General features: G+C 52.9%; 23 protein-coding genes and 1 riboswitch. Of the genes, 10 read left to right on the top strand and 13 right to left on the bottom strand.

Annotated features, from left to right (window positions below; translation table 11 throughout):
- Positions 1 to 254 precede the first annotated feature (254 nt).
- Positions 255 to 812 carry a gamma carbonic anhydrase family protein gene (locus tag B3007_RS00670; protein ID WP_297533314.1) on the bottom strand — a complete coding sequence of 186 codons (558 nt, stop codon included), beginning with the start codon at positions 810 to 812 and terminating at the stop codon, positions 255 to 257.
- Positions 813 to 916: 104 nt separating this feature from the next.
- On the opposite strand from B3007_RS00670, the gene prlC reads away from it, so the two are divergent.
- On the top strand, positions 917 to 2,977 hold the full coding sequence (gene prlC, locus B3007_RS00665) for an oligopeptidase A (protein WP_297533313.1): 2,061 nt from the start codon (positions 917 to 919) through the stop codon (positions 2,975 to 2,977).
- A complete protein-coding gene (locus B3007_RS00660; protein ID WP_301377857.1) occupies positions 2,974 to 3,285 on the top strand; it encodes a YheV family putative zinc ribbon protein in 312 nt (103 codons plus the stop codon). Before prlC ends, B3007_RS00660 begins: the two co-directional genes overlap by 4 nt.
- A gap of 186 nt (positions 3,286 to 3,471) precedes the next feature.
- On the opposite strand, the gene B3007_RS00655 is transcribed toward B3007_RS00660, so the two are convergent.
- The 3 genes from B3007_RS00655 to B3007_RS00645 are packed head-to-tail and all read right to left on the bottom strand — an operon-like array spanning position 3,472 to position 4,703.
- Positions 3,472 to 3,777: a porin gene (locus B3007_RS00655; RefSeq protein WP_301392186.1), complete on the bottom strand. Its 306-nt coding sequence runs from the start codon at positions 3,775 to 3,777 to the stop codon at positions 3,472 to 3,474.
- On the bottom strand, positions 3,744 to 3,893 hold the full coding sequence (locus tag B3007_RS00650) for a hypothetical protein (protein WP_245820050.1): 150 nt from the start codon (positions 3,891 to 3,893) through the stop codon (positions 3,744 to 3,746). Before B3007_RS00650 ends, B3007_RS00655 begins: the two co-directional genes overlap by 34 nt.
- A 36-nt stretch (positions 3,894 to 3,929) precedes the next feature.
- Positions 3,930 to 4,703 (bottom strand): alpha/beta hydrolase, encoded by a 774-nt coding sequence (locus B3007_RS00645; protein WP_297533308.1) that lies wholly within the window; start codon positions 4,701 to 4,703, stop codon positions 3,930 to 3,932.
- A gap of 137 nt (positions 4,704 to 4,840) precedes the next feature.
- Between B3007_RS00645 and B3007_RS00640 the strand changes: the two genes are divergently transcribed.
- Positions 4,841 to 6,619, top strand: coding sequence for a hypothetical protein (locus tag B3007_RS00640; RefSeq protein WP_297533307.1), 1,779 nt, complete (start codon positions 4,841 to 4,843; stop codon positions 6,617 to 6,619).
- A 4-nt stretch (positions 6,620 to 6,623) separates the two neighbouring features.
- Positions 6,624 to 7,211 (top strand): penicillin-binding protein activator LpoB, encoded by a 588-nt coding sequence (locus B3007_RS00635; protein WP_068435438.1) that lies wholly within the window; start codon positions 6,624 to 6,626, stop codon positions 7,209 to 7,211.
- Positions 7,212 to 7,483: 272 nt separating this feature from the next.
- Here B3007_RS00635 and B3007_RS00630 read toward each other — a convergent pair whose 3' ends face one another.
- Entirely contained in the window at positions 7,484 to 7,651 is a 168-nt protein-coding gene (locus B3007_RS00630) for a hypothetical protein (protein WP_301377856.1), read from the bottom strand.
- Between the two features lie 295 nt (positions 7,652 to 7,946).
- Here B3007_RS00630 and B3007_RS00625 point away from each other — a divergent pair, with 295 nt between their 5' ends.
- Positions 7,947 to 9,005: an LPP20 family lipoprotein gene (locus B3007_RS00625; RefSeq protein WP_301377855.1), complete on the top strand. Its 1,059-nt coding sequence runs from the start codon at positions 7,947 to 7,949 to the stop codon at positions 9,003 to 9,005.
- Positions 9,006 to 9,009: 4 nt separating this feature from the next.
- Here the strand turns inward: B3007_RS00625 and B3007_RS00620 are convergent, their stop codons facing one another.
- The 3 genes from B3007_RS00620 to B3007_RS00610 all read right to left on the bottom strand — a co-directional run bounded on the left by B3007_RS00620 (position 9,010) and on the right by B3007_RS00610 (position 12,929).
- A complete protein-coding gene (locus B3007_RS00620; protein WP_297533304.1) occupies positions 9,010 to 9,678 on the bottom strand; it encodes a fatty acid desaturase in 669 nt (222 codons plus the stop codon).
- Positions 9,617 to 10,126 (bottom strand): fatty acid desaturase, encoded by a 510-nt coding sequence (locus B3007_RS00615; protein WP_068436654.1) that lies wholly within the window; start codon positions 10,124 to 10,126, stop codon positions 9,617 to 9,619. Before B3007_RS00615 ends, B3007_RS00620 begins: the two co-directional genes overlap by 62 nt.
- Positions 10,127 to 10,232: 106 nt before the next feature.
- Positions 10,233 to 12,929 (bottom strand): CHASE domain-containing protein, encoded by a 2,697-nt coding sequence (locus B3007_RS00610; RefSeq protein ID WP_301377854.1) that lies wholly within the window; start codon positions 12,927 to 12,929, stop codon positions 10,233 to 10,235.
- Between the two features lie 339 nt (positions 12,930 to 13,268).
- On the opposite strand from B3007_RS00610, the gene B3007_RS00605 reads away from it, so the two are divergent.
- A complete protein-coding gene (locus B3007_RS00605) occupies positions 13,269 to 14,237 on the top strand; it encodes a hypothetical protein (protein WP_301377853.1) in 969 nt (322 codons plus the stop codon).
- 46 nt (positions 14,238 to 14,283) lie between these two features.
- Here B3007_RS00605 and htpX read toward each other — a convergent pair whose 3' ends face one another.
- Positions 14,284 to 15,177, bottom strand: a complete 894-nt coding sequence (htpX, locus tag B3007_RS00600) for a protease HtpX (RefSeq protein WP_068436660.1) — start codon at positions 15,175 to 15,177, stop codon at positions 14,284 to 14,286.
- A 125-nt stretch (positions 15,178 to 15,302) separates the two neighbouring features.
- Positions 15,303 to 15,410, top strand: a riboswitch (TPP riboswitch).
- A gap of 91 nt (positions 15,411 to 15,501) precedes the next feature.
- On the opposite strand from htpX, the gene B3007_RS00595 reads away from it, so the two are divergent.
- From B3007_RS00595 to B3007_RS00580, 4 genes are all read left to right on the top strand, one after another.
- A complete protein-coding gene (locus tag B3007_RS00595; RefSeq protein WP_301377852.1) occupies positions 15,502 to 17,643 on the top strand; it encodes a TonB-dependent receptor in 2,142 nt (713 codons plus the stop codon).
- A 94-nt stretch (positions 17,644 to 17,737) separates the two neighbouring features.
- Positions 17,738 to 18,004: a YkoF family thiamine/hydroxymethylpyrimidine-binding protein gene (locus B3007_RS00590; protein ID WP_068434962.1), complete on the top strand. Its 267-nt coding sequence runs from the start codon at positions 17,738 to 17,740 to the stop codon at positions 18,002 to 18,004.
- Positions 18,005 to 18,091: 87 nt separating this feature from the next.
- Positions 18,092 to 18,718 carry a nicotinamide riboside transporter PnuC gene (pnuC, locus tag B3007_RS00585; RefSeq protein WP_068436664.1) on the top strand — a complete coding sequence of 209 codons (627 nt, stop codon included), beginning with the start codon at positions 18,092 to 18,094 and terminating at the stop codon, positions 18,716 to 18,718.
- The gene (locus tag B3007_RS00580) at positions 18,718 to 19,485 is read left to right on the top strand and encodes a choline/ethanolamine kinase family protein (protein WP_301391309.1); all 768 of its coding nucleotides are present in this window, start codon (positions 18,718 to 18,720) and stop codon (positions 19,483 to 19,485) included. Before pnuC ends, B3007_RS00580 begins: the two co-directional genes overlap by 1 nt.
- A gap of 304 nt (positions 19,486 to 19,789) precedes the next feature.
- On the opposite strand, the gene B3007_RS00575 is transcribed toward B3007_RS00580, so the two are convergent.
- The 4 genes from B3007_RS00575 to B3007_RS00560 form a co-directional block, all read right to left on the bottom strand.
- The gene (locus B3007_RS00575; protein WP_068436166.1) at positions 19,790 to 20,626 is read right to left on the bottom strand and encodes an SDR family oxidoreductase; all 837 of its coding nucleotides are present in this window, start codon (positions 20,624 to 20,626) and stop codon (positions 19,790 to 19,792) included.
- Positions 20,626 to 21,372 carry an SDR family NAD(P)-dependent oxidoreductase gene (locus B3007_RS00570; RefSeq protein WP_068436164.1) on the bottom strand — a complete coding sequence of 249 codons (747 nt, stop codon included), beginning with the start codon at positions 21,370 to 21,372 and terminating at the stop codon, positions 20,626 to 20,628. Before B3007_RS00570 ends, B3007_RS00575 begins: the two co-directional genes overlap by 1 nt.
- Positions 21,373 to 21,496: 124 nt before the next feature.
- Positions 21,497 to 22,582, bottom strand: a complete 1,086-nt coding sequence (locus B3007_RS00565; protein WP_068436160.1) for a zinc-binding metallopeptidase family protein — start codon at positions 22,580 to 22,582, stop codon at positions 21,497 to 21,499.
- Positions 22,583 to 22,589: 7 nt separating this feature from the next.
- Positions 22,590 to 23,540, bottom strand: a complete 951-nt coding sequence (locus tag B3007_RS00560; RefSeq protein ID WP_301377850.1) for a homoserine kinase — start codon at positions 23,538 to 23,540, stop codon at positions 22,590 to 22,592.
- Between the last annotated feature and the right edge of the window lie 10 nt (positions 23,541 to 23,550).

Raw genomic sequence — 23,550 nt, 5'->3', positions numbered from 1 at the left:
TGATTCATTGCGTTTGACGGGTATTGCCATGACATAAAAGACAGGTTCAGGCCAAATAACGACCGCTGATCTTATTTGGCATAAAACGACTCAAAGGGTGACGCAAATTAACAACAACATGAAAGACTATTCGCGCCACCAGGTGACGCAAAGTCAATTCAGGACTCAATATTAATCATAAAGCTCGATTTTTTTGCTGATCAACGGAGCGAGCAAGGGAACTTTATTGGATTCACAAAGGTGACTGATAACCTTCAGTAATCAAAACCTTCCGCCATATGCTTGTCCTTGAGTTTGACGTAGTTCTCGGCGGTATAGGTAAAGTACTTGCGCTCTTTTTCGGTGATCGGCCTCGCCTTTTTTGCAGGTGAACCCATGTAGACAAAGCCACTTTCCAGCGTTTTTCCGGGGGGCACCATAGCGCCAGCGCCAATGATGACTTCGTTCTCAACAACAGCACCGTCCATGATCATAGACTTCATACCAACGAGCACCCGGTCCCCTATCGTACAACCATGCAGCATTGCCTGATGGCCAATGGTCACATCGTCTCCTATGATCAACGGATAACCGCCTGGGTTGTAGTCGGAGGCATGAGTGATGTGCAATACGGACCCGTCCTGAACCGACGTGCGCGCACCGATACGTATATGGTGCATATCGCCACGAATGACAGCTAAGGGCCAGACCGAGCAATCATCTCCCAGATGAACATCACCAATGACAACCGCGGTGCGATCAACAAATACCCGTTCGCCTAATATCGGAGTGATGCCCTGATAAGAGCGGATGTCTCGGTGTGAACTGCTCATGCTGTCTCCTTTCTCTTGCGGCTCTGCTTGAATTCCGGCCATTTGCCCCAAATACTTACTTCATTGCTTTCGAAAGTCTATCAGTCATTGGGATATCGCCACTTATGTCCAACCCGCTTCTGCAGGCACATGCCTTACCTCCTTTTTCAGACATCAATGCTGAGCACGTACTGCCGGCGGTTGAAGAGCACCTGAACACCAACCGTACCCGCATCAGCGAGCTGCTGGGTAAGTTCGCCAGTGGTGAAGCGACACCGACCTGGGAGTCGTTAATCGAACCCATGGACGAGTGGCACGACGAGTTGAGTAAAGCCTGGTCGCCGGTCGGCCACCTCAACGGCGTACTCAACAGTGATGAGCTGCGTGAAGCCTACAACGCCTGTCTGCCACTGCTGAGCCAGTACTGGACGGAGTTTGGCCAGAACGAAGACCTGTTCAAAGCCTACGACGCGCTGAAGAACAGCCCGGAATTCGACAATCTGAGCGTGCCTCAGAAGACGGCGATCAATAACGCGCTGCGTGACTTCCGCCTATCCGGCATTGATCTGCCAGCGGATAAAAAAGCGCGTTACGCCGAGATCCAACAGCAGCTATCAAAGCTGACCAGCAAATTCAGCGAGAACGTCCTCGACGCCACCGCCGCGTGGACCAAACACATCACCGATGCATCAGAGCTCGATGGCGTACCTGAATCAGGTTTAGGCCTGCTCGCTCAGCAAGCTCAACAGCGCGAACTCGACGGCTACGTGATTACCCTCGACTTCCCGTCGTACATGCCGATCATGAGCTACTGCACCAACCGCGAATTGCGCGAAGAGCTGTACACCGCGTTTGTCACGCGTGCCTCGGACACTGGCCCGAACGCCGGCGAGTTCGACAACAGCCAGAACATGAAAGACATCATGGCGCTACGCTATGAGCTGGCGACACTGCTTGGCTTCGACAACTACGCTGAATATTCCGTCGCGACCAAGATGGCGGAATCTGGCCAAGAAGTCATCGACTTCCTCAATGATCTGGCCGCCAAAGCCAAGCCACAGGCGGAGCGTGAATTCGGAGAGTTGAAAGCCTACGCCGCCGACGAACTGGGCATGACCGACCTGAAACCCTGGGACGTGACCTTCGCGGCGGAAAAACTGCGTCAGGCTCGCTACAGCATTTCTCAGGAAGACATTCGCCCGTACCTGCCGGTGAACACCGTGATTAAAGGCATGTTCGAAGTCGTCTCACGCCTGTACGGCATTGAGTTTGAAGAACAGAACGAGTTCGATACATACCACCCGGATGCGCGTTTCTTCCACGTCACCAAAGACGGTAAGCAGATTGCTGCCTTCTATCTCGATTTATACGCCCGCTCGAAAAAGCGTGGCGGCGCCTGGATGGACGACTGCCGCGTGCGTCGCTCCACCAAAGACGGCGTGCAGCTGCCGGTTGCCTATCTGGTCTGTAACTTCAGCCCAGCGGTCGGTGACACGCCCGCCCTGCTGACCCACGACGAAATGACTACCCTGTTCCACGAGTTCGGTCACGGCCTTCACCACATGATGACCGAGATCGACGTCAGCGCGGTGAGTGGCATCAACGGTGTGGCTTGGGATGCGGTCGAGCTGCCAAGTCAGTTTATGGAAAACTGGTGTTATGAGCCGGAGGCGCTGGCCTTCCTGTCTGGTCATTATCAGACCGGCGAACCACTGCCACAGGAGCTGCTGGATAAGCTGCTCGACGCGAAAAACTTCCAGAGCGCCATGATGACCATGCGTCAGCTCGAATTTGCGCTGTTCGACTTCCGCCTGCATCGCGAGTACAGCGACAGCAACCCGGTGACGGCGGAGCAGATTCTGAATGAAGTCCGTGAAAAAGTGACCGTCGTACCCACGGTTGAATTCAACCGCTTCCAGCACAGCTTCAGCCATATCTTTGCCGGTGGCTATGCGGCCGGTTACTACAGCTATAAATGGGCCGAGGTACTGAGTGCGGATGCGTACTCACGCTTTGAAGAAGAAGGCATATTCAACCGCGATACCGGAGAAAGCTTCCTGAAAGAAATCCTCTCTCAGGGCGGTTCACGTGAAGCGGCTGAACTGTTTGAAGCCTTCCGTGGCCGCAAGCCGTCGGTGGAACCGCTGCTGCGTCATTCAGGTATTGAAATCCCGGAGGTGGCGTGAGCGACGCATCAAACGAATATCAGGCACCCAAACGTCCGCGCCGCTTTATCGCAGGTGCGGTCTGCCCCAAGTGCTCCGAAATGGACCGCACCGTAATGTACACCAACGACGACGGCGACGAAGTCCGCGAGTGCATCAGCTGTGACTACAGCCAGACCAGCAAAGAACAAGCGCAGGAGAACTCTCAGGCGGAAGGTCTGGCAACAGAATTGACTACACGAGTGACACCCGTCGATGGAAAGGCGTTGTTGGATGAAGATGTGAAGCCGCTGAGGATTATGGGCTTAGAAGATACTGACAGTAAGTAAAACCGGTGCCACATGACGTTTTACTAAAGTCTTGATGCACCTGCGGGATATTTCCCCTTAAACTGTTGTCACAACCAACAGACACAACAACAGCACCCAATATAAAGCGGGCATTGCGGCAGGAAGCCGCAATGCCCGTTTTTATACCCGTATAACTGAACAGCCCTGAAGAAGAGAGCTGATAGTTCAGAACACGTAGCTTATGCCAACACCAACTTCAGACTCATCGTCGATCTCGTCAGACGAGTTCTTTGTCGCGAAGACGTAGAGACCCACATCGTTACCCAGGTCGTAGGTTGCCCCCAGGCTCGCGCTCGTACTGCTCTCGGCCACATTATCAGATGCGCCATACTGCAGTTGCACAGCCAGCTCTGTATTGATGGGGACTTCAGCAGATGCCAGCCAACCGGTCGTCGCCTCAGACTCAGCGAGTACATCGCGATGCTCCCAGAGAGCACCTAGCGCCACAGGTCCCAGTGGGTAACGAAACACAAGACGAACAAGGTCGATGTCGTCGCCCTCGGTGTCATAGGCAATGCCTGCACAGAGGGCGCGACGGTCGCTGCAAGGCCTGCGGCGATCACGCCTGTTCTGATTGTTTTCTTCATTTCTCTAACTATTTTTAATCCAGTCACGGTTAAAGGTCAGAGGCTATTGTCCTGTGCCCAGCGATCAAACTCCGGCATCACTCGTGGCAGACCTGTCCCGGTAACCAACATATGGTCCTGGTTGAAAAGCTCGACGAACTTTCCGTGTTCGAAACGCAGCGCTGTCGTCTTACCAATAGGCGTACGAACGATACGATCATCACTCCCTGCTATGACCAGAACCGGCGTTGTAATACGTTCTGGATAGACTTTACTGGCGCGTTTCTTATCGAAGAACCACATGGCCATCTCGAAGTAAGCCTTTCCGGATTCAGCTTTCAGCTGCACAAAGGTATCACGCATTAACTGCTCACCCTGTAAGTGCCCGGTGCTCCAGAAAAAGCTTTCCCATTCAGGCATCAAAGGCTTACGCCAGAAGCCCCAGCGCGAGAAATGATGTTGGAAAGTACGCAGCATAGAAGGGTAAGCCGCAAAAATGCCGGCCGCGGGCGCAGGTGCCAGCAACATCAGACCGGCGTGTTCCACTTCCTGAGCAACAAGTTGCGCGATAAGGCCGCCCATTGACCATCCGACAATAATCGGTGGTTGGCTCAGGCCGTTGATCAGTTCAATAAAGTCGTCACGATAATCCAGCAGACTGTTGTCTTTCATCGCCAGAGCGCCTTCAAGCAGGGGCAATTCATGATGACGCAGGGGCGGCGCATGAACTTCGTAACCACGCTCCTCGAATGCTTGCTTCATATCGTCCCATACTTCGGGATAACAGTAGGTTCCGGCAATCAATACAACAGGGGCTTTTGTCTTCGACATGAAAATAATCTCTTTTTTATCTGCTGGCCATAAAGTAACAGAGCCATACTGTGCTGTCCCGGACAAATGCGTCCAATACGGGTGGCAGCTTGGCACGGGTAGGTTACACTCCTGAGTGTCGATGAAGGAGAACTGTTTTGATAGCCCGGCGACTGTTAACCCTGCTTTCAGCCCTGGTACTGGTCCAACTGGCTGGCTGCGCAACGTATGGAAGCGGTGTCGAACAGGCACTGACAGCGGTTGAAGAAGGCGACTACGCCAAGGCAGCAACACAGATACAATCCTCGTTGTCGGCGGATGGCAAAGACCGCCTGCTCTACAACCTTGAGCTCGGCGTTATTCGTCACCTTGAAGGCAACTACGCAGAGAGTAATCGCCTGCTCGAAGACGCGGCTCGTATTAGTGAGGCGCTGAAGAAGAAACAACTTCGTGACAGCCTGGTCGTCATGATGAGTAACCCGCGCAACGCTGATTATGCGGGCAACACTCATGAAGAAATGATGATCTACTACTACAAGGCCCTGAACTATCTTGCGATCGCGGGGCAGTTGCCATCCGGTAACGCTCGCCTCGATGCCGTTGAAGGCGCGCGCATTGAATCCCGTCGTCTATTACTTCGCCTGCAGGCCCTGCGCAATAACGAAGGCTCTTACAACCAGTACAAAGACAAAGAAGAACGCACCTTCTCAAAGGTCATGGACGTCTTCTCTGTGCTGGTCGGTAACTTGGTCGACACCGACGATCTCACCTACCGGGACGACGCACTAGCGCACTACCTGACGGGCGTCAGCTTCGAAATGAATGACGAGTACGACAACGCCCGGATCAGTTATCTGAAAGCCGCAGAAAGCTACGAATCCGGTTACTCAGAGCAGTTTCAACTTGGCAACGGCATGGCTCAGCAAGCCTGGCTGGATGTTGCCCGAATGATGCGCAGAACCGGGTTTTCAGACAACGAAATAACTCAGATCACCGGCGGCAAACTCTCTGAATCTCAACTGAGCCTGCTCGACAGCGTTGCTGATAAAAGCCAGTTACTGGTGGTTGAGCACAAGGGCCGCGTGCCCGAAAAGAAAGAGCTGAACCTACAACTTTCAATCAACCCGAACCTGCGGGCGCTTGAGCTACAGCCGTACTTTTTTGAGTACTCGCAAGAAGAGATCAACTGGTTCTACCTGCTCTATGCCGACAAGATGTTCTACGGCCTGGTGGCAGACTATCTAAACGCCACCCGTAACTTCCGGGTCGATTTTTTCACCAAGACCATATTCCTTGGCCCACTGTACGACACCGCCGAAAGCATGGGCCTGACCAACGCTATCGGCAGTTCTTTGAGGGTAGCTGTCCCTTATTACGGTCGCCCTGTCGATTACGGGCAAAGCCTGCTGACCATTGATCAACAGACCTGGTCTCTGGACCCGGCCGCCAGCCCACAGCTGATGGCGATTCAGGAACAGATGAAAAATGCGGGGCCAGAGATCCGTGCTGCCCTGTCCCGCGCTGCAGTGAAAGCCATCACTGCAGCCGCCATTGGCTCACAGGACTCCACTGGTCTTCTGGCCTTCGCTGGCAAACTTGCTGCTCAGCTTTCAGACGCAGCAGAAACCCGCAGCTGGTTACTGCTGCCCGGTGAAATACAGATCAGACGCTTGTTTCTTGAGCCCGGCGACCACACACTAACCCTCGACTCGCACCTGACCGACAATAGGCGGCAGCAAATCCAGAAGCAGGTATCCCTCAAACCGGGTGATATTCAACTCTGGACGGTGCGCACGACGGGAGCTAATACAACCAGTAAGGCACTGCCTGAAAAGAATGAAACTGCTCCTGAGCCGGATACCCAGGGCGGAACTCCGACGACGGACTCCGCTCCAAAAACAGATAAACCGACCCGAAGACTGCCAACGAAGGAATGAAATTATGTTAAACCCTATTGCCCGATTCGCTGCCCTGACCATGGTTGGCGCAGCTGTTCTGACCGCTGGTTGCGCGACCAAAGTCAGTCGTGTTGATCCAGCAGAAGAGATCGCTCTGTCTGATCAGTGGAATAACAAAGATTCGGAGCTGGTCGCGACCGAAATGATCAACGACATGCTCTCGTTCCCTTGGGTGTCTGACTTCGAACTGGAAAACAATGAGCGCCCGACCATTATTATCCAGCGCATCGCGAACAAGTCGCACGAACATATCGCCGTTGATACCTTCGTTAATGACATCAAGCGTGCCCTGCTGCGCTCAGGTAAAGCAGACTTTGTCGTTGCTGGTGAAGAACGTGATGCCGTCCGTGATGAGCGTCGTGATCAGGAGCTGAACTCACGTAATGCGAAAGAGATGGGCCAGGAAGATGCGGCTGACTTTGCCCTGTCAGGTTCAATCAACAGCATCGTCGATGAAGCCGGTAAGAAGCGCGTAACTTTCTATCAGGTAGACATGAAGCTCATCAATATGGAAAGCAATCGCGAAGTCTGGAATGGCCAGAAGAAAATCCAGAAGCTTCAAGAGCGTTAAGTTCTTCTGAATTTTCTTAGCTTCCAAAAAAGCCTCGCTGGTGTGACCTGAGAGGCTTTTTTAATGCATGGTCAAAAGCCACCAGAAACGTAATCAGAACAGGATGCGATATCCCGCAGTCACAGCCTGAGCATCGCCGGAGAAGCACGTGAACATCAGCTCGCCCCGCTCATCCGCCGAGACCGCGCCCTCGACGACAACTGAGTTGCTGCCCAGTGCAATATCACCGGCCGGTGAGGCCTCAAAAACACGACGATTACCGGTAGCATCTTCTATAAAAAACTCGCCTGATCGCCGGCAACGTCATCTGACACACCTATCTGCCAGTCGTTATCAGGAAAGGAAGCAGAGGAGCTTGTGTCGTCAAATAACACCAGTGGACTCGCGCTTTTCACCTTTAAGGTTTCAAAACCGAAGGTTTCGGCATCCCGCTCCAACACAGACGCTCTCCTGAACGGCCAGTTCCTGTGTAATCACCTCGTCAGCCATCGGGTGTCCCTTTCAATTAGCAGGTTGTCGTCACAAGACAAATTTTTGCGAACAATTGCTTAATAAGTCACCACCGTCAAGTAATGTCTAATCTCGGTTACTGATTGTCACTGATGTTAGCTTTTTGCGGATGTGGGATATTGCGCCGCTTTTAACGGTCAGAGAGATGACATTCTCTCTTCGTATCAGGGTACACTCTACCCAACCCGATCGAACTGCTGCTTCAAGGACCTATTCGGACTGCCAATGATGACCAGATACCTGACGACTTCACTGATCCCTCTCACCCTCGCCATCAGCCTCCTGAGTGGCTGTAGCTCGCTGTATGAGAAGGACGACTCTGACGTGGTCCCCGACGATGTCACTCAGGTTCAGAGCCTGCCTGGCTGGGTGACACAGCAGCCGTCGGATAAAACGAAGGCATACGGTGTCGGCTCGATGGAAGTGTATGGGAGCCCGGATCAGGCGTTAAAGCGCGCAGCTGATTTTGCGCGCGCTGATCTGGTCAGTCGCCTGAAGGTGACTATCTCAGCAACCAACTCAAGCCGCATTAACGAGTACACGTCTGACGGTGAAACCCGCCTGCAGAAAAACATCTCACAAGCCGTCAGCAGCACCATCCCGACAGTCACGCTGGATGAAGTCGTCATTCGCGACACGTATGTTGATGATAACTACGCCTACGCTCTTGCTGAGCTGGACCGAAGCGCGGCAGCGAGTCGTATTCAAGGACAACTACAGGAACTCGAGACCGAGCTTGAGATGATGCAAGCAGCACAGGTCACTGGCACCGGCAAGCTCGAACGCCTGCAGCAACAGTTACCTGCACTGGCTCTCTTTGCTCAACATGATCAACTGGCGGAGCAATATGCGTTTGTTGCCACCAGCAGAACCCGACCACAGGCCCCGCAGGCACTGCGCGACTACCGGGGAGATATTCTTGCTGCCGTGAAAGCGCTTGATGTCCGGCTGGTTCTGTTAGATGACGGCGCTCGCATTATGCGCGGCGGCTTATTTGAAACACTGACGAGCCAGGGGCTTCGACTAGGCGAAAGCGATAACCCAGACCTCAGCTTCGAAGTCAGCGCCAACCTCGACAGCCAGCAGCAGAATGGCAATTACTACGTATTTGCGAACGCGCGGGTGAACCTTCGAGACAGCAGCGGTAAGGTTTTAAGTTCGTTCTCAGACAGAGCACGTGGTGTGTCGGGCGTTCAGCAGAATGCCTTGAATAAAGCATCTGAGAAATTAGCAGAGCAGCTGTCAGAGGAACTGGCAGCCACTCTTACTCAGCGTCTTCGCTGACAGATCAGGCAGCCTGAGCCGCTTCAGGAGCTTGGGCAGTTACTGTGCGAGCTTCGAACTGCTCAGGCGTCATCAGGGTTGCGTTGTTTTCATCCCAGATAATGTAGCGCATCGAATGTGGAACATCTTTCAATGTCAGCCGCGTAACACTCTCAAACAACTCCCGGTTCTCTTCATGGCAATCGCGTAAACGGTAGTTAGGTATGCGCGCAGACAGATGGTGGATATGGTGATAACCAATATCTGCCGTGAACCAATGCAGGATTCGAGGCAGTTTGAGGTAGCTGGTACCTGCTAATGCCGCCTGATAGTAGTCCCAACCTTCGGTCGGTGACGCGTATGAGTTTTCAAAGTTGTGCTGAACCGTAAACAGTATAATCCCTGATGCGCCCGCCAACGAAAGAGCTACGATAAATACCAGTGCGAACTCAGCCGCACCAAATGCCATAGCCGCAAGGGTCCAGATACTCAGCAACGCAATATTGTTGCCGGTCATGTGGCGGAATTCTTTCCAGTCAGCCCAGTATCGCGTGCTGTAGTCAGAGGCCTTATTGCCTTTAAGCACATGCGCGATCAACCCGAACGTTCCCTTCAGCCAAGTGAAGCGTGGGTTAAACACGAAATAAAAGAAAGCCCGCCAGAGGCCCCATGAACAACTTACGCTGACGCGCATAGCTGCGCTTTTGTTTCGGCGTCAGTTCAGCATATTCCTGAGTCGACAACACCGTCAGCGGGCCACGGTATTTCTCCCAGTTGCCATTGGTCGAGTGGTGATAATCATGATGTCGCGACCAGACGTACTGAGGAACACCGCACACAACACCAAAGATGAAACCGGCGATTTTATTGGCACGTGGCGACTCATACAGGCAATTGTGTCCACAGTCGTGGAGCATGACAAAAGCACGAAGCAGAAAAAGCGTAAGGAGCAGGACTACGCCGGCGGTCAGCAACAGAGAGACCTCGAGTGCAGCAATACCTGCATAGGTCAACGCGAAGACTGGCAAGAGCGTGGACAGCGTCTGCTTCAATGCAATACCGTTGTTGCGGACAGCGTACCGCTTAATCAGGTCATTTTTTGTTTTTCTGAGCACCTGTGCTCCGGTATCGATCTGCGTCATACCGCTCCCCTGAGAATTATTACAGAACGGGGACAGTCTAGCAGAACGATACGTTTCTGCAGCGGAACAATGTGAGCAAGGTCAATTCAGTCTACGCATGGCCCGTTTAGCCACATCTGTTAACCACATCCTGCACACAGCGGATCAGGCTCTCAGGATCAATAGGTTTGGCGATATGGTCATTCATTCCAGCAGCCAGACACGCCATCTTATCGTCATCCATCGCATTGGCCGTCATACCAATAATTGGGATTTCAGGCATCAATTTGCGAATTTCGCGAGTAGCTGCATAGCCATCCATGACCGGCATCTGCACATCCATCAGTATAAAGTCGACCGCAGGTCTGGCCGCCATCTGATCAACGGCCTCTCGCCCGTTCTCAGCGACCAGGGTGCTGATACCGTGTTTACTGAGAAACTCCTGTACGATCATCTGGTTTACCTTGATGTCCTCAACAATCAGGGCGCACTTACCCTGAAGTTGCCCACAACTTTCCGGAGCGCCCACATCATCAGCAGCGGCATCGCCAACGGGCAGATGCAAGTACGCCAGAAATTCACTGCCCTGACCTTCTGTGCTTCGCACCAGAATATCGCCTTTCATCATGATGGCGATTCGGCGGGATATACTCAGGCCGAGGCCCGAGCCACCGTAACGGCGGCTGATCGAAGCATCCGCTTGTCCAAACGCGGCAAAGATATGCTCCATTTTATCGGCGGGAATACCGACACCGCTGTCAGTGACACGAATCTGAAGCTTCTCATCGTCTGCCTCGTAACTGATATTCAGGTCGATATGGCCCTCACGGGTAAACTTGAATGCATTGCTAAGGAGGTTGAGGGTAATCTGCTCGATTCTCAATTCATCGCCTATCAGTACTTCAGGCACGTCATTAGCCAGCTTGATTCTGAAATCCAGTGCACTCTCATCGGCAATGTGCCCAAACAAAGCTTCCATCTTCCGCGCAATACGTCGCATGCGCACAGTGGATTTTTCTAGCTCCATGTTGCCGGATTCTATTTTTGCGTAATTCAGCGTTTGATTAATCAGTCCCAGCAAGGTCACAGAAGCAAGATCCGCTTTCTGCAGGTAGTTCTTCTGTACGGGAGTTAACGCCGTATCGAGCACCAACTTGAGAAATCCATTGATCGCATTAAGGGGCGTACGTAACTCATGGCTCATGTTGGCGAGAAACGCAGATTTGGCGTCACTGGCCGCATTCGCCCGGGATACGGCGTCGCTCAGTTCTGACGTTCGCAACTCAACCTGTCGCCGGACCGTTTCAATCTGCCCAGTGGTAGTCAGCACAAAAACCAGAAACAGCGTCGCAATCACAAACCCACCGGTCAGGATGACATAGCTGGTCCAGTCATTGCGCCCGTATACGTAATTCTCAGCAGGGAATATCTCCAGATGGTACTTACGTGTACCGAAGTAAGCGTCGTAGCTATGCATTGGCAGGTTGGAGTGCGCCTGCTCCGACGCTTCATAGATTGTCAGCCGCTCGCCATCCGTGACATCGTATAAATTAAAATACAGACCCGCCTGGCGAGATTGAAAAACGCTTTCACCAAGTATGCCACTGACCTTGAGTACACCGCTGGAATAGCCGACAAGTGCTTCATCGTCTTCAAGATCAAATACCGGCATGTACAGAAGGATCGCACGCTTCTTTCCAGTTTCCTGAGCGAGAACAATTGGTGCGGTTGCCACTGGAACATGCTCTATCGCCGCTTTGTCGAGCGCCGTTTTTCGCTCAGCGTTGGCTCCCAGGTTAAGTCCAAAGGCCCGGCGATTGCGTTCAAATGGATAGATATACAAGACCGGATAGTAGGTTTCCTGATCACTGGCTTCGATCAGGCGCCCGCCCTCAGCGAGCTCGGTGAAGGTAAAACCGTCGAAACCACGCTCACGGTAGAAAGTTTCCCAGCGGGCGCGGCCGCTATTGTCGACGACCTCTGTCCACCCGACGCCAAAGAATGCATCGTCACGGGACATCACCCGTTCGGAGAACCGGGCAAATTCCTCAGGCGTAACGAATTCACTTGCACTGAATAAGGCGGCATAAGCAATCAGCTTGTTTTCTGAAATCGTCAGCCGTGCGTCAACGAGCTGTGATAACTCATCAGCAGCGGCCTGAAGATCGCTGACAATCCGCTCCCGGTTAAACCCGACCGACTTATAAAAGAGTCCGAAAACCGCAGTAAGAATCAGCAGTATGGGCACCATCACTTTAATTTTACGATCACGGCTGTAGATCTTCTCAGGAGCTGCCAACACCATGATGACAGGCGTCACCAGTAGCGCTCCGATCGCGTCGCCAGCCCACCAGGTGATCCAGTTAAACGCCAGGCGTTCTGTGACAATAAACTCGTTAACGTAGAGGGTGATATTACCAATCGTTGTACTGACCACACTGCCTAAGGCGACGACGACAAAACAGAAGCGAATCAGGTGAGACAGCTCATCCCAGCGGCTGCGACCGGGGAGATAGGTACGGTACAGCCATGCTCCGAACAACCCTTGCAACGTTGCACCGGCTCCCATCGCCACGCCAGACACAAGAGTGGTCACCGACAACTCATTCAACGCTGACGTGGTGGTGTACAGGTTGGCAAGAACAGCGCCTGTCAAAACCCCAGCGAATGCAACGGTTCGGCTGAACAGGAGAAATGAGGCCAAGGCAACGCCAGCGGCTGGCCAGACAGCGGCGGCATAGTCAGGAGGAATGGCCAGTGCCGTGCCCAGACGAGCAAAGACAAAATAGGCCAGCGCAGCAATGAAAATTCTGACGAAGAACATACCACCGTCCGGGAACATAACTTTTCAAGTATAGACAAGGATTTGAGGTTGGCCTTCTCTCGATCAGAAGCCAATGGAGCTAGTCCGTTAACAGGTGGCTGGATGAATGCCATAAATGAACTAGTCTCTGAAGAGACCCGTCGACCTGCTCAGCCAGTCACTCGGACGTCATCACTCGTGAGATTGGCGTAACTGGGTAAGGCATTTCAGGTCAAACCTGCAAGTAGTGACTTGGTACGCAACTTGTTTTGAAGTGGCGCCTGTCGTCTCATACCGCTGACCTAAGATATCCGTTATAGTTGGTTTACTCGGCGACAATAACAATAATAGGAAGCCCCGATGGCAGAAAAAGACTACATTGCCATGTGGTATCACGCGCGCAAACCATACGGCATAACCGACACGATTTATTGGGGTTGGTACGACCCCGAGACCAACAGCACTGACTGGAAGACCTGGCAACACGCGGATGCTGATGGCATGGCGGGCTTCGCCAATATCCTCCGGCCAATGGGCTACCCCTGTTATCCGCTTCCTGTCTGTAACGAAACCAAAGTTCCGGGCTGGCGAGAAATCTGCAAAGCCAAAAAAGAATTCCCAACCGAAGAAGGCAGAAAGGTCGTACGCTGGAAGAAGACTTACGAGAACACTCAGCACGACGCACTGACGCCGGAGATTTCCTGCTTTTCAGAAGAAGAAACCACAAAACTGAACCAGTGGTGCAAAGAGCACAAGGTCAGCCCGGGTAGCCTGATCTACGCCGAGCTCAGCAATATTGTTGCCGCACGCATGATTGAGGGCGACGATCCCTTTTACTGGTTTTATCCAGTCAACGTGCGCGGTGCGACAGGTATCCAGACTGAAAGCTTTAATCAGGTCTCTGGTTTTTACATGCTCACCAAGCCGACATCTTCTCCTCAGGAGTGGCAATCACAGATGCGGCAACGCTTTAAAGGCAAACAACACTGGGCAAACTGGAAACTGGCAAACATTGGTAAGTGGGTTGGTATGACCGGCGTGAAACTGATCTACCGCATGACCAGTGGCAAACAGTTTTACATGGGTAGCTGCTCTAACATGGGCAGCTGGCCCCTGCCCGGCCAGGATAATCCACCCAAGCCAGATAACCGTCGCCTGGTTGCTGTGGCTCCGGGCACGGCCAACTACCCAATCTCGGCGACAACAACAGAGTGGTACGGTCAGTTGACACTGACGTTAAAGATGCACCCTCACATCTGCCCAGATCAACAGACCATCCGGGAAATTGCTGATGCGTGGCGCGATGCACTGCTGAAGAAAATACAATAAAAAAGCCCGCGAAAGCGGGCTTTTTTATTTGCAGAGGAAACGGTTATTACTGCGAATTACCGTAGCGCTGCTGAAGTGCCTGTATGCGCACATCAAGCGGTGGGTGAGTCGCAAACAGAGCTGAGAACTTACCTTCACCACGGATACCGAATGCGACCAGCTCGCCCTTCAGTTCACTTGGCTGCTCGTAAGTCTCTTTTAAACGCATCAGCGCCGACGCCATCGCAGCAGGGCTGACCAGCTCGGCACCCGCCTGATCCGCACGGAATTCACGGCGACGACTGAACCATGCCACGATGGTCGAAGCCAGAATACCGAGAATAATCTCTGAAACGATGGTTGCCACAAAGAAACCAATGCCCGGGCCATTTTCATTCTTGAGAATGGCCTTATCGACGAAGTTACCGATAATACGGGCAAAGAACATAACAAACGCGTTCACCACACCCTGAATCAGAGCCAGCGTGACCATATCACCGTTCGCTACGTGGCCAATCTCGTGACCCAGCACCGCTTTCACTTCTTCTTTACTCATACGCTGCAGCAAGCCAGTAGAGACCGCCACCAGCGCATCATTTTTGTTCCAGCCCGTCGCGAAAGCGTTAGGCGCATCCGACTGGAAAATACCGACTTCTGGCATGCCAATGCCGGCTTTGTCTGCCAGTTCTTTTACCGTACTGACCAGCCACTGCTCTCCGGAGTTATGCGGCTGATCAATGACCTGTACGCGCATGCCTTTCTTTGCCATCCATTTGGAAATGAACAGAGATACCAGAGAACCCGCCATACCGAAGACGAGACAGAAAATCAGCAGCGACTGGAGGTTAAGATCCGTGCCGTTCTGCTGGAAATACGAGTCCACACCCAGCAGACTCAGAGTGATACTGGCGACCAGAATTACTGCAAGGTTGGTCGCCAGAAAGAGAAATATACGAAGCATCTTTGTGCTCTCCGCTAATCAAGTAAGGGTCTGACACTGGTTATGAGGGTTTTACGCCCGCATATCAATAGATAGTGAGTGTAAAAAAAGGTGATGACAGTGGTGTTGACGCTTAGTTACCATGCGCCATACCCAGGGGGAGGTTGCCGAGTGCAGCCTGAGATTAGCTTCAAGCTTAAACCCCGGAACCTGATCCGGTTAGTACCGGCGTAGGAATGGGAAGGCAGTCGATACTGCACGACAATTCATACATTGCGCGCCATGCGCAGCTACGCGACAGCCGGGTCTTTGTTTACCAGTATCGTAAGGTTTACAGGCAGACCCATGACTCATAAAACGCTCCGCACTCCACTGGCTATTGCTGTAATGACCGCCTCCTCAATGGCGCACTCAGATGTCGAACTGACTCCCATCACCGTTGAAGCAGATTTCCGCCAGACCAATGTTCAACAAATTCCTGAAGCCGTCACGGTGGTTGGCAGCGAGGATATTGAAGCGCGCAGCGCGGAACACCTGGAGCAAGTGCTGAGCTTTGCCCCGAATGTGAATTACTCTTCTGGTGCCTCCCGTGGTCGCTTCTACCAGATTCGCGGCATTGGTGAGAGAAGTCAGTTCATTGATCCGGTTAACCCATCCGTTGGTCTGGTGATCGACGGCATCGACATGACTGGATTAGGCGGTGCTGCAACCCTGTTCGACGTTAAACAGGTTGAGATTCTGCGTGGTCCTCAGGGCACACGCTTCGGTGCGAATGCACTGGCCGGCATGATCAACATCCGTTCCAATGACCCGACCAAAGAAACCGAAGGCTACCTGTCTGCCCGCGCTGGTAACTACGACAGCTATGGTCTCGGTGGTGCAGTCTCCGGCAGCCTGACTGATTCTGTTCAGGGGCGTATCGCTGTCAACGGCTATCAGTCTGACGGTTACATCGATAACACCTTCCTGAACCGTGATGACACCAACAACATCGACGAAGTCGTTGCGCGCGGTAAGCTGGCGTTTCAGGTCAGTGATGACACTGACGTTAGTCTGACCTACCTCTATGCCGATGTCGACAATGGCTACGATGCATTCAGCCTGGACAACACTCGTGAGACGTACTCAAACGCTCCTGGCGTCGACGCTCAGGATACACATGCACTCGCCCTCACTTCTGACACTCAGATCAATAGTGCATTGATTCTTCAGACCGAGCTGACTGCCAGCATGTCGGACATTGAATATAGCTACGACGAAGACTGGGCATACGGAGAATACATCTTCCTTGCGGATGAGCCTGTGTACCAGCCTGATCCATGCGATACCACGCAGGGGCCATGTCTTGCCGACTTCGATGGTTACAGTTCATTTGACCAATATCTGCGCGACTACAAGCGCCAGTCTGCTGATGTCCGCCTGATGTCAGGCACTGATGGCCGTCTATTTAATAACACTACTGACTGGGTAGCAGGCATCTACGCCATGCAGCGCAGCGAAGACCTGACCCGCAACTACACCTACGATCCAGTATTCACCAGTGAGCTGACGTCCACATCAATTGCGGCCTATGGTGAGCTTAACTCCGATCTGTCATCCACACTGCGCCTGATCACAGGTCTACGTGTTGAAAACTGGGCAAACGATTTCGAAGACAACACTGGCCTGAGTGAAGGCACCGACGAAACCTTGGTCGGCGGCCGTATTACACTGGAAGCACTGGTGAGTAACGAGCACCTGGCCTACGCAACACTGGCGCGCGGCTATAAAGCCGGTGGCGTGAACAGCGAACCCGTGCTGGATGATGAACTGCGTACCTTCGATGCCGAAATCAACCACAGCATTGAGCTGGGTCTGAAATCATCACTGCTGGCTGACAGCCTGAAAACCCGTATTGCCGCGTTCTATATCGACCGTACAGACCAGCAGATCAAGAACTCGTTCAGCTACATGGAAGATGGGGCGCCGAAGTTCAAGGATTACATCGGTAACACCAAACAAGGCAAAAACTACGGCATTGAGCTGGAATCTGACTGGGACATCACTGAGCGTCTGAACTGGGCGCTGAGCTACGGCTACCTGATCACAGAAATCGGCGAATACACCTATGAATCTGAATACTACGGTGTATTCGTTCAGGACGGTCGTCAGCAGGCACATGCTCCTCAGTACAGCGCATCTACCGCACTGACCTATGGTCTGACTGATGCTTTGTCTGTACGTCTGGAAAGCGAAGCTAAAGATGAGTTCTACTTCTCAGACAGCCATGATCTCCAGTCAGAAGCCTACGTCCTTTGGCATGCCCGTATCGCCTACGCCAAGCCAGACTATGAGGTCAGCCTGTATGGCCGTAACCTGACCGACCGTGATTACGAAGTACGCGGTTTCGGATTTGGTAACGACCCTCGCGATGGCTACGCCTCGTACGGCTATGTCCAGTACGGCGAGCCTCTGACTTACGGTGTCGAAGGTAAGCTGTATTTCTGACCTTTATGCAGGAGGGGATCTTATCCCTGAGCATCGGCAATAACGGTGTTCGGGAAGAAGTTTCCCTCCTACACATCAAACACTGGAGAACACTATGGAAATCTCAGTAGAAATCAGCAAATACCCATTAGCAGACGACTACATCCCGGCGATCAAAAGCTTTATCGACCGTCTGAATACCATCGACGGCTTAACCGTGGTCACCAACACCATGAGTACTCAGGTATTCGGCGACCACGAGCTGGTGATGAACACCCTGCGCGATGAAATGAAGCTGAGCTGGGAAACCTACGGCAAAGCGATTTTCGTCTGTAAGTTTATCGGCGTGAATCTTGACCCGGCGCTTAACCCCCACGGCTAAGACGGCGAGCAGTGCTCGCCCTTACCGCATGTAGGGTGCGCACTGCGCGCCATTCATTTTGATCAAAAACGAACACCGGGAGCCACCATGCTCAACACCATTATTTCAGGCGCGATTGAATACGCTCAGACAATGAGTCACTGGGAGACCACTGCGGTACTTCTGGGTGTTGCCTATCTGGTGCTTGCGATGCGTCAGAGTCAATGGTGCTGGTACGCGGCTTTTGGCAGCACAGCGATCTTCAGCTGGCTCTTCTTTGATGTGTCGCTGGTTATGGAGTCTGCGCTGAATGTTTACTATCTGGCGATGGCTGTTTACGGTTGGCTGGCCTGGCGTAATGGTTCTCCGGAATCACCCGACCTCCCGGTTCAACGCTGGGGAATCCAGCAGCATGGCATCGCCATTGGCGGTGTTGTGCTGATCAGTCTGATCAGTGGATGGCTGCTGACGAACAATACCAGTGCGGCTCTGCCCTATCTGGATTCATTCACCACCTGGGGAGCCGTACTCACTACCTGGATGGTAACGCGCAAGATACTAGAGAACTGGTTGTACTGGGTCGTGATCGACGCTGCCGCGATCTACCTTTACATAGACCGCGGGCTCTACCTGACGGCTGTGCTGATGGCTTTCTATGTCGTGCTCGCGGTGGGTGGTTACCTATTATGGCGCAGAGACTATCAAGCCCAACAAGCGTCACCTCAGGCTGCTTAGTGAGCTTAGATATGATTCCTGAACAGATTCTGGCTGAGTGGCATCAGTGGGGGTTAGCGTCACCACCTGACTCTATCCTGAGCATCCACGGAGGCCTGACCAACCAGAACTATCTGATCCGCAGTGAGGGAACCGAAGTGCTGCTGCGTCTGAATAATACGGCAACATCACTGGGTATTTACCGCGACGAAGAGCTGGCAATTCACCAGCATATGGCCAAAGCAGGGCTTACCCCAGCGGTGAGATATCACTCGTCTGAGCTTAATTATTGGGTACGTGATTTTATCCTCGGGACACCCCTCGCTGCCGCGCCTTCAAGCGAGGACCTTCGTGCAGTGACGGAAGTGCTTTCTACTGTCCACGCCCAGCGCCCCCGGGCCAACCTGCATACTCTCGATGTCCAGGCCGCATGCGCTCAGTATCTTGCCCAGTGCGATGGCCATTCAGAAGCTGTCATCAGACTGAAAGAAGAAGTGTCTCAGCTTGTACCTCTCCCTGCCGATGACGCCTGCTTGTGCCACCTTGACCCTTTGCCCGCGAATTGGCTGCGCGATAGCGAAGGTAAACTCTGGCTGCTGGATTGGGAATACGCAGCACTGGCCCACCCGTCTCTCGACTACGCCGCCCTTCAGCTGCAATTACCAGAGAATAAGCAGGCCTTGTTCGAATCATTCATTCCTGAGAATCTTCGTGCGGTGATGGCCGACGCGCGCGCACAGGTTCGGTTACTGGATCTCTCATGGCGACTGGCACACGCGACCGGATAAACTCCCTGCTTGGTTAGGTGACGCCATATCCAGAGCCACAATTGCCTCTGATAATTGAACGCTCGGTACTTCAGTGAACGGCCTTGATGAATATGAGCACAAAGCGATGCTATCAAAGGCTTGGGTTGCCAGGCATATCCAGAGAGGGAAGAAGGAGACGCGGACACCCGACCGACAGGCGCTTTGAAATTGTTCTGGAAGGAAGTTATCTGGGCACCAGCGTCCGCCAGCGGATCTGATCCTGCTTTAGCCAGCTTTCTTCAGGTCAGGTACTTCTCACCGGAAGTACCTTCTCTTTTCGTTATCAGTTATCACCGTAGACAATTTTATATTTTAATTTGTCGAACCACTGCGTGCTCAGAAGCACCCGCATCCACCACTGAATTTTCGCGCTGGGGCCGACCAGATAACGTGGCTTAGGTTTTTTTGCTGCCAGGGCTTCAAGCACTGTATTAACCACAACTTCTGGTTTCACAGCCTTATCGACGCTTTTGCGCACCGCGTCTTCCGAGCGTTTCGAGTCGGCTTCATAAAACTTACGTATTTCTTCAGGCTGGCGCGCTAATTTTTCATGCACCGCCGAAAATGTTTTTTCCCACAACGGGGTGGCCACTGCTCCCGGATTAATCAGAATCGTTTCAATACCAAAACGACGAAGCTCAACTCTGAGCACATCGCTCAATCCCTCGATCGCATATTTAGACGCTACGTACGCACCGGCAAAAGGCCAGGCGACTAAACCGGATGTCGAACTGACATTAATAATCCGCCCTTTGGTCTCGCGCAAAAATGGCAACAGGCTCCGGATCATGCGTGCTGTACCGATCAGGTTGGTTTCCATTTGCCACTGGAGATCGTCATCACTCTGAATTTCCAGAGGGCCAATCACTGCGACACCGGCGTTATTAATCAGGGCATCGACTTTAATATTTTCATTCCGCAGCAGCTCAACCAATGCATTAACCTGTTCAGGATTACAGACATCCAGTGCAACAGGTCGTATGTTGGCATGAGCATCCCCCAGACGATCCAGGTCTTCCTGCTTACGGGCACCTGCGAAGACGGTATACCCCTGACCAGCTAATTGCTCAGCCAGAGAAAAGCCAATACCGGTAGAAGCACCCGTGATTACAATCGCCATTATTTTTCACTCCACTTAAACTGACTGCGGAACAAAGGTCGCGGCATCACCTGCAACGCACGGGAAACCATACGAATCTGCCAAGGGAAAACATATCGCATTTTCCTGCGCTTAATTGCCCGGGCAATTTTTCGGGCAGCCCGTTCAGAGTCCATCAGGAATGGCATTTTTTCGAGATCAGGATGCGTTGCCCGCGCCAGCGGTGTATCGATGTATCCCGGCATAATCGCCGAAACCGAGATATTCTGATCGGCGTAACGGAGTGACAGGCTTTCACACAGCATGTTCACCGCCGCTTTAGAGGCACAATAGGCTGGCGTCTGACCAAAACCATTGAGGCCTGCTGCACTGGAAAGAATTGCGATTGAGCCAAATCCCTGTGCCTGCATCATCGGCAGTGCACCTTCAACGGAGTTGAGCGCGCCACGCAAATTCACATCCAGAATAAGGTTAGAGCGATCAAAATCCAGAGGACGCCCCTGAACCGGCGATCCATCATTCACGCCTGCCGCCGCAATAAGAATATCCAGCGAACCCTGAGCAAACTCACCAATAACCTGAATGCAGGATTCGCGTGAGGTCACGTCAAGTGAGTAAAATTCAACGAGTTCAGGCTGATCAGGAAAAGCACGGATAAAATCATCATGATCGCCGCCGCAGACTCCGACCCGATGACCGTATTTCAGATAGTATCTGGCCAGAGCAGCCCCGATACCCCCAGTTCCCCCGGTGATGAAGACGTTCATATGACTCCCTGCTTGTCTTTTTAATAGCGGCGCGATTTTATAACCGCCCTGAAAAACGGGCAAGGACGCCGGGACTAAACGGCACTATTCGGCGCAAAGTATCCTTTTTGGACAACTATCGGGATTAGCGAGTTTTATCCAGCATAGAGTGCACACATTTCAATTTACCGACCACCACTGGATTGATCACAAATGGGTAGGCATCCGCCAGCCCCATGCTGCGGTTCAGTGCATTCAGCTTGACACTGAACTCGCCCCAGCAGTCGATCAGCCGCTGAGGATCACAGATGCCCTCATCCTGTGGCAGAGTCAGCCCCGCGTATTGACCAAAATCGATCAGATCCCACTCCCGCGCGGTTTCAAGCGTGTCGATAATGTGCAGGTAATGAGCAAAGGTTTCGGCCCAGTCTTCCCACGGATGCATCGACGCGTAGGCACTGATAAATTGACTGCGCCAGCTCTGATCTTCCGGATCTCGGGCATAATGCTTATCCAGAGCAGCCTGATACGAGAGATCGGGATCTCCAAACACCTCGCGGAACCTGATCAGGCGAGCCTCGTCCGGCTTGACCAGTAAATCCCAGTAAAAGTGCCCGACCTCGTGGCGGAAATGCCCAAGCAAGGTCCGGTACTGCTCACCCATATCAACGCGCATGCGATGGCGGGCAACGTCATCCGCCTCTGCAAGGTTAATCGTAATATCGCCCTGTGCGTGCCCAGTGAACACGGCAGCAACATGCGTCAATGGCGTGCGGAAATGGTCACTCGCGTCTTTATCCGCCATGAAGTGAAAGCTAAGTCCTTCCGGCGACTGCCGTTTATCTGGCATCGGTAGACTGAGTGAATCCAGAGTAAACAGCAGGCGACGCTTGGCCCTTTCCAGATTGCCCCAGAGCTCAGCGTGCCCCTCGACCGTCAGGTCTGGAATATTGTCGTTAAAGTGGCAGGCAAAGCAGAGCGCGGGTTCGGCGCCTATACGATCCGCAGGAATCATGGCGTTACAGACACCGCTCGCACGATTAGCACAAGGTACATAGTCGCGGCCCTTGTAATGAAAGCCGCCGTCTTTATTCTGATCGAACACCAACATGTCGCGCTCTTCAAAACACCAACCGACCTGACGCTGGCAGCTCAGGCATTGGGTATTCTCAAAAAACAGCGCGACGGGTTTGCTGTCACCAGCAGTGCAGTCACACGAAAAATAGCGCATAAGACGTTCAGCCTTTCGATAAGGATTTAGCGCGATGCCAACGCAGGCGATCCCGATATTCCGTAGGTTGTTTATGCGCTGGGAGTTCTTCGCTGCGGCTTTTTGCCATACGCGCGGCCAACAGGCGACTCAGCCAGAAACGCAGCGCAGCACCACGCAGAACGGTATTCCACATGCCACTCTCAAACTCCGACAGCGGGCGGACACTTTGATATCCAATAAGAAGCGCCTCTAAGCGCTTTGGGTCGAGGCCGCTATCGTCAGAAGCACACCAATCGTTGGCAACAATCGCCAGGTCATACAGCCATGCACCTTCGCAAGCGTTGTAGAGATCGAGGATCGCGGTCAGCTCATCGCCATCAAAGAGCGCGTTGTCATGAAACAGATCCGCGTGAATCCAACCATGGGGCAACTGACACCACTGAGCTCGCTGAGCTTTCTGGAACGCCAGTTCGTCGGTTAGCAGCGCCTTGTCGCTCGCTTCCAGATCGGTAGATAGCTCTGGCGCGATACTCTGCCACCAGTCATAGCCGCGCTCGTCATGGCGCGGATCAGGCAGATCACTGGAGGCCAGATGAAACTCCGCCAATTCTCGACCGATAGCCTCGCATTGCTGCTCCGATAACTGATCTGGATGAGACCCGGTAAAACGTCGGCACAGTATCGCGGGTTTATTCTTCAGGCTGTGCAGCCAAACGCCCGACGCACCTTCCACCGGACTCGGGACGCACAGATCTTTCTCCCCCAGATGACGGGCCAGCCGGACAAAATTACGGACTTCATCCGGCGCATGATGCTCAAACAGAGTAAGCACATACTCACCCTGTGAGCTAGTCACTGCATAGTTGGAGTTTTCAATACCGGCACTAATCGGCGAGTGTTCCACCAGTTCACCGAGATCGAAATGTGACAGCAGATCAGATACATCTGCTGCCGTCAGAGAGGTATAAACCGCCATAGGAAATCAG

This window comes from Thalassolituus sp. UBA675 (genome assembly GCF_002297765.1).
Taxonomy (GTDB): domain Bacteria; phylum Pseudomonadota; class Gammaproteobacteria; order Pseudomonadales; family Oceanobacteraceae; genus Thalassolituus.
This window is presented reverse-complemented; position numbering and strand designations above follow the sequence as displayed.

Excerpts from the sequence above, each read along its gene's own strand:
- B3007_RS00670 (WP_297533314.1), bottom strand. The coding sequence starts at position 812 with ATGAGCAGTTCACACCGAGACATCCGCTCTTATCAGGGCATCACTCCG.
- prlC (WP_297533313.1), top strand. The coding sequence starts at position 917 with ATGTCCAACCCGCTTCTGCAGGCACATGCCTTACCTCCTTTTTCAGAC.
- B3007_RS00650 (WP_245820050.1), bottom strand. The coding sequence starts at position 3,893 with ATGAAGAAAACAATCAGAACAGGCGTGATCGCCGCAGGCCTTGCAGCG.
- B3007_RS00645 (WP_297533308.1), bottom strand. The coding sequence starts at position 4,703 with ATGTCGAAGACAAAAGCCCCTGTTGTATTGATTGCCGGAACCTACTGT.
- B3007_RS00635 (WP_068435438.1), top strand. The coding sequence starts at position 6,624 with ATGTTAAACCCTATTGCCCGATTCGCTGCCCTGACCATGGTTGGCGCA.
- B3007_RS00625 (WP_301377855.1), top strand. The coding sequence starts at position 7,947 with ATGATGACCAGATACCTGACGACTTCACTGATCCCTCTCACCCTCGCC.
- B3007_RS00620 (WP_297533304.1), bottom strand. The coding sequence starts at position 9,678 with ATGCGCGTCAGCGTAAGTTGTTCATGGGGCCTCTGGCGGGCTTTCTTT.
- B3007_RS00615 (WP_068436654.1), bottom strand. The coding sequence starts at position 10,126 with ATGACGCAGATCGATACCGGAGCACAGGTGCTCAGAAAAACAAAAAAT.
- B3007_RS00610 (WP_301377854.1), bottom strand. The coding sequence starts at position 12,929 with ATGTTCTTCGTCAGAATTTTCATTGCTGCGCTGGCCTATTTTGTCTTT.
- B3007_RS00605 (WP_301377853.1), top strand. The coding sequence starts at position 13,269 with ATGGCAGAAAAAGACTACATTGCCATGTGGTATCACGCGCGCAAACCA.
- htpX (WP_068436660.1), bottom strand. The coding sequence starts at position 15,177 with ATGCTTCGTATATTTCTCTTTCTGGCGACCAACCTTGCAGTAATTCTG.
- B3007_RS00595 (WP_301377852.1), top strand. The coding sequence starts at position 15,502 with ATGACTCATAAAACGCTCCGCACTCCACTGGCTATTGCTGTAATGACC.
- B3007_RS00590 (WP_068434962.1), top strand. The coding sequence starts at position 17,738 with ATGGAAATCTCAGTAGAAATCAGCAAATACCCATTAGCAGACGACTAC.
- pnuC (WP_068436664.1), top strand. The coding sequence starts at position 18,092 with ATGCTCAACACCATTATTTCAGGCGCGATTGAATACGCTCAGACAATG.
- B3007_RS00575 (WP_068436166.1), bottom strand. The coding sequence starts at position 20,626 with ATGGCGATTGTAATCACGGGTGCTTCTACCGGTATTGGCTTTTCTCTG.
- B3007_RS00570 (WP_068436164.1), bottom strand. The coding sequence starts at position 21,372 with ATGAACGTCTTCATCACCGGGGGAACTGGGGGTATCGGGGCTGCTCTG.
- B3007_RS00565 (WP_068436160.1), bottom strand. The coding sequence starts at position 22,582 with ATGCGCTATTTTTCGTGTGACTGCACTGCTGGTGACAGCAAACCCGTC.
- B3007_RS00560 (WP_301377850.1), bottom strand. The coding sequence starts at position 23,540 with ATGGCGGTTTATACCTCTCTGACGGCAGCAGATGTATCTGATCTGCTG.